We start from the raw sequence: 5,547 nt of genomic DNA on the forward strand, positions 1-5,547 counted from the left end.
GTTGGTTCATGCAGACAGAGATAACCACCAGCGGTGATGTGTTTCCAAAGCGTGGTAACAAATCGCACATCATCTGCGGGCGTTCCAGCATCAATCCAAGCAAAATCTATTGGTCCCCAAGATTTGAGCGTTTCATCATCAAGAGAAAAGAAATTCTCATGGATAAATGTTACCATGTCTTTTTCAATAAGCTCGTCTTGGAGCAGTTTTTGCCATGCTTGTTCGGCGGACTGACCTTCTGCTGAAAAATCATCAATGGTGATCAATCGTGGTTGATAATTCTCAAGGACTCCTGAAGGGTCAAGTAAAGCTGTACGTTCTTCCCAAGTGGTAGATCTTAAGAGTTCTTTATCCTGTTGCCATGCTTGTTTAGCTTTTTGCAGTGCTTTAGCAATCAAGCATGTGCTATCCCCCGCACCGATTTCAAGGACGGTAAGTGGTCTTGCCATTTGAATGAGCGTGTAAAGAAGTTCAATACTGTTTTCTGTTCCCATACCAGGTCTTATCAGGAGCATCTTTTGATCCTTATCCTTTTACCAATCGCAGCATTCCTGCTTTTATAAAAAATGTCGCTGTTTGTTCTATGGGGTGTTGAAGATGTATTCCTGTTGTGGCTTTTTGTAAGAGAGGTTTGGTTTTTTCATTTAGCCGGATTGTGCGCCCGTTAAGTTGATTAATGGCAAGGGACCCAAGAGGAGAATTGACAATACGACATGTTGGTTCTCGTAAAAGAGTCGTTGCGTCATCTTTTGAAAAGGCCTGTTGGTCTGTTTGAATGAGACCGTGTCGCAACAAGGATATAAAAAGATTGTTCACGTCAAAAAGGCAACCGTTGAGTTTAATTTCTTTCAAGGATTGAACAGAACAGCCATCATAAAGTGTTGCGAATGTTAGTGAATCAAATCCACCAAAAGCTCTGCTTTTGGTGGAAACAACGGTGATAGGTTGTATTTGGCGTTTGCCAATGAGTGCCGGTTTATTTTTTATTATTTGTATATCTTTTGCCCATTGAACGCGTGATAAAGGATTGAGTTTAGAAGGGTAGACAGCGAAAGAATTGATGACTATGGGTGGTGTAGGTTTTTGTAATTCAAGAGTGTAGGAGCTCTCCTGACAATCATGTAGCATATAGTCTGCAAGTTGCCACACATAGCCGCCGGTTCCATTGTAAAAGTTTAAGCCTATAGGGTCTTGTTGCATGATGTTAAACTGGTTTCTCCTGCTTCAAAATTTCAAATTTCCACAACGATGCGCAATATGCATCAAAGGATGGCTCGTTGATGTCATATCAGCTGATATGAGGTTGCACGAGATTAGAAGCAACGGTTTTATAGAGTTGCGGTTATAACGCCATTTTGGAGGCATTATTTGCGTATGGAGAAAATAGCTGCGTCTACTAACCATTATCAAATTCTTCTTGTTTCTTTTTTTGCACCGCACTGTTTACGATAAAACCTAATATACCTGCGATCATTGTGGTTATACCAATGATAAACAGCGTGCTTTTGGTATGATGCACATGGACAAAACCAGCTCCTATAAAGCCAAGGCATACGGATACTTGTATGATGAAAAGATAAGCGGGCATTTGACTGTTCCGCTGTTCTTTCTGGATGGCTTTCATCATAAAACTTGCCATCAATGCATTTTGCACACCGTTTGCACTCCCTAGGATGAAAAATGAAAGCATCATGAGCCACACAATGTGTGTGAGGGAAAAGCAGAAAATGGCAAAGCCAATGGTTGCAGCAGCCAATGATGCGCCAGTGGCATTGCCAAAACGATGAAAAAGGCTAGAGAAGCAGAGTGGACCAACCACAAGACCGAAACTGATCATGCTGCTAATCATTCCATAGGTTTCGGCACTTAAGTTAAGCTCAGTGCGGATGCGGACAATCGACAATACATTGAGAGCAGAGGTGAGGATGATGGTGATGATGAGGGGAGAAAGAGCATAGACAACATTTTTTTTATGCAAGAGACCCGTTAAATCTAGCCCTTTTTTGCTTTGCTGTGTTGTGTTTGTTGTTTGCGTATGAATTTTTAAACTTTTAAAAGAGCAGAGAGTGATAAGGGCAGCAAGAAGCACCATGATTGAAAGCGCAAACAATCCTTTTTGTCCGTTTGATAGACCATATAACATGCCACCTAACAGTGGTCCAGCAATATAGCCAAGATTACGGACTGTTTGGATAATGCGGTTGACACGATCTAATTGGTGATCAGTCTTTGCGAAGTCAGGTACAGCAACAAGGATAGCAGACCAAAAGAGTGAACCAGCACAGCCCAGTGTAAAAGAAAGGGCAATATAAAGCCAAAACTGGTTGGCGATTGCAGCTGTGGCTATGAAGAGTGCTTCAAATAATAAAACAACAGTAATTGTGTGCGCTGGCTGGAAGTGATGCAAAAGACGCGGGGCAATGGGTCCTGCGCAAATTCCTCCTGTAAGTCCTGCAAAAAGCAGCATTGAAATAGAAGCTGTGCTCTCTGCTAAGTGTAGAGCAAATGTAACTTGCGCTGTTTCATCAGCAAAGCTGCTTAAGCTTAACACAAGGAAAAGCCCCATTTGGGCGAAAATCATGGATTTTTTCTTTGTCACAATGCCCCCAACATGCTAAAGCTCTTTCTTATAGCTTTTAAAATTTACTCCTACGCGTATCTATAGGATTTATCATTTAATTTTGTTATGTCCAGTTTTTTCCCTGATGAAAGTTGAGAAAGGAAGTACTCTAGATGAGAGCTATACTCAAAACTGGCGCAATGCCCGTTTGCAGCGATGAGGAGTTCTTTTGTTTCAGTTAAGGGCACCCATTGGAGGGTTGCAGGTGGGCGAAGAGTGATTTCATTTTCAATTTCGGAGACGTCAACAAGGGGGCGACCGACGCATAAACGTGAACTTGTATCGCAAATTAATTGAGAAACCAGCATATGGCGTTTTAAGGTACCATTTGCGATGGCAGAGTTTAGTGCGAAGTGTTGAAAAGCATTATCAGGGTTTAAACTTGCTCTTCCTGATGTGCGGATATCATGCCGTGTTCGATCATCGAGATAGAGTAAATGCGTGACATAATTTCTATGGTGTTGTGTATCGTGTGCTGTTTCCCAAAAAGCGACATTGATATTTACAGCAACCTTTTCTTCCGTTTCAGCGACATGGAAGGCATCATGAGGGAAGTAAGCAACACGATCTGTACGATTTTGTAGCGCAATTGCTGTTGATTTATGTTCCTCATATTCAGGATATTTGAGCCCTTGAAGGTCTTTTCGTGTGTTGGGCCATGCAAACATTGTTTTACCGTCCTGTAGGGTAAAACCAAAATTATGAGCGTGATCCACATGGATCCCAACATGGGTAGAAGAATACCGGCCGATAAAGCAGTCAATATCCACGCGTCCACCAGGTCTAAAACCTAAAGAATGTGCCAATTGATCTGCAAAGTGCTTTGCTGCATCCCAAAGTATAGGAGTCGCAGCATATAACCCATAATATATTACTGCCCATTCTTGCTTTTCGGCATATTGATCAACGCTAGCAATATATTCTTCTATGGTCCTATCCGTATCTAAAACAAGAAAATTTGGAAGAGGATGTGGACTCCGTACTCCATTCACTACTGTTACGACTTCGGATTTAGGATTAAGAGTTTATGAGGATGTAGAGCGTATTGTCTTAAAGCATCCAATACATCCCTTTCATTGAAAGGGATGTATGAAATTGACAATTCAGACGTTTGCTTAGCTTAAACTTTTTGAGAAAAGCCCTCTGAAAATAATTCAAACATGCACTTAAATATGCTTAATTTTTAAAGTTAGATGTATAAATAGATCTGTATCAACAATACATTATCAAACTTCCAGCGAACCATTCATATTAAGTTTATCTTGATAAACTTGAACATCGCTGATTTGAGCGTACTTAACACCCCCCCTTACTGGATTAAGCTCATCAGCAGCTAATTCAATAACATCTTTTACTTCATTAAGTGAAATATTCATATATTTCCTTCCTTCTAGTTGATAAAAACACATGATAATTTAAATAAAAAATTATCATGCTTCTATACCTCGTATGTTTTTTCTTAAATGCCATGTTGATTGAAAGTATTTCTTATTCTTTTGAAGAGATACACTTCGTATAATGAAGAGTGCTATGTATCCTTATTAAAAAGATAGACTGTTCTTTTTGAGTTTTTGATTTGTAGGGGAGATGAGTACAATCGATTCTCATCATTCATATATTCTGTTTTCAAGTTTGAACTTAGAAAGATGTTGTCTGGATGTAAGGTAGTGTATAGATTTTCATGTATACAAAGAGCTTTTTGAGCAGGTGTAAAAAAAGCTGGACAAAGTGTACAGCTTTTTTAAGTGTTTGTTTTATGGGGTGGCTTTTAAAGCTTGAAAGCATCCTTACGGCTTCTATAGCCATAATAGCCAAAGACACTGGAAACAAAAGCGCCTATCAGGCTGCCTAAAAAGCCCCACCAGCCGATGTTTGATGCTGTTTTCGTCGCTTTTTGGGCAGTGTTTTTTGCTCCCTTTATGGCACTCTCAAGATTGTCTGAGAGCGTTTCAGTCTGTTCTTCAAGCGCTTTTATTGCTTTTTGCGTTTTTTCCTCTGCCCTTTGATAAACATGAATGGCTTCGTTGGCTGTTGTTTGTGCATCGGCACGTGTCATGCCATCGTGCATAAGGGCATTGATAATATCGCTTTTATTAAACTTTGCAGTAAGGACTTCTAGACGATCAGAAAGGCGATCACCAAGATTTTTCAAGTAGGTGCGATAGTGAGAAGGATCATTTTTAAAAGCTGTTATCGCTGTGCCAATATCTTTTAAGGCGCTTTGATAGGATTCTTTTAAGCGTTCAGGATTGAGAGCAGGGATGTCGCTCTTGTTGAGAAGTGTACGCAACTCATTGCCCAGTTTATCAAAATTGATACCATTGTCGCTGTTTTTGACCAAAAACTTTTCCAAGTTTTCGCCATTGAAATTTTCAAGCAGGGGAGCAATCTTTGTTTTGAAGCTGTCCACGGTTTGTTGAAGCATGGAGCTGTTTTCTAGGGCTGCTTTAGCGCCTATTTTTGCTGTGCTTGAAACCACATGGATGGCTTGAAGGGTCATCAGTAGTGTTATCAGAGCCCAAGTGAGAAAGCCATGCAGTGTTCCTGAGGATTCAGAAAAACGCCCAGCAACAAAACCTCCCAAGGCAAGGCTGATGAGCGTTACGATAAGAGATCCCATGCCAAAAGAGAGGAAAGAGCCTTCAAAAGAGCTTGAAGAAGTGAAATCCATTTGACCCAAGCCTAATGCTGCCACCAGAAAAGAGAGGCAGATTGATGTGGCAAGGGCTGTTAGAAGTCCGGCAAAGATTGCAGACCATGAAATGGGAGGTTGGAAAAAAGGATATTCTGTTTCTAGGGATGTTTCTCCTAGAAAATGCGTATCGAAGGGTGTGTCTTCAGGAATGCGGGTTTCCATGTTTTTATCTCCTTGAATGATGCTGGAGATAGAATGCTTGCTGATCCATTATGTTCCCACAGAGACGGAT

Annotated in this window: 6 protein-coding genes; all 6 read right to left on the bottom strand. The window is 40.7% G+C overall.

From position 1 onward, the window contains the following. On the bottom strand, positions 1 to 515 hold a 515-nt coding region (locus PVV68_RS09550; RefSeq protein WP_273721862.1), incomplete at its 3' end, for a class I SAM-dependent methyltransferase. A 10-nt stretch (positions 516 to 525) separates the two neighbouring features. Next, positions 526 to 1,200, bottom strand: a complete 675-nt coding sequence (locus PVV68_RS09555; RefSeq protein ID WP_273721864.1) for a hypothetical protein — start codon at positions 1,198 to 1,200, stop codon at positions 526 to 528. Between the two features lie 196 nt (positions 1,201 to 1,396). After that, complete coding sequence (locus PVV68_RS09560) at positions 1,397 to 2,599, bottom strand: MFS transporter (protein ID WP_273721866.1); 1,203 nt, start codon at positions 2,597 to 2,599, stop codon at positions 1,397 to 1,399. Positions 2,600 to 2,649: 50 nt separating this feature from the next. After that, entirely contained in the window at positions 2,650 to 3,612 is a 963-nt protein-coding gene (locus PVV68_RS09565) for a hypothetical protein (protein ID WP_273721867.1), read from the bottom strand. 234 nt (positions 3,613 to 3,846) lie between these two features. Next, a complete protein-coding gene (locus tag PVV68_RS09570; protein ID WP_273721869.1) occupies positions 3,847 to 3,996 on the bottom strand; it encodes a hypothetical protein in 150 nt (49 codons plus the stop codon). A gap of 392 nt (positions 3,997 to 4,388) precedes the next feature. After that, complete coding sequence (locus PVV68_RS09575; protein ID WP_273721870.1) at positions 4,389 to 5,477, bottom strand: TIGR04086 family membrane protein; 1,089 nt, start codon at positions 5,475 to 5,477, stop codon at positions 4,389 to 4,391. Between the last annotated feature and the right edge of the window lie 70 nt (positions 5,478 to 5,547).

Source organism: Bartonella sp. ML69XJBT, assembly GCF_028618515.1.
Taxonomy (GTDB): Bacteria; Pseudomonadota; Alphaproteobacteria; order Rhizobiales; family Rhizobiaceae; genus Bartonella.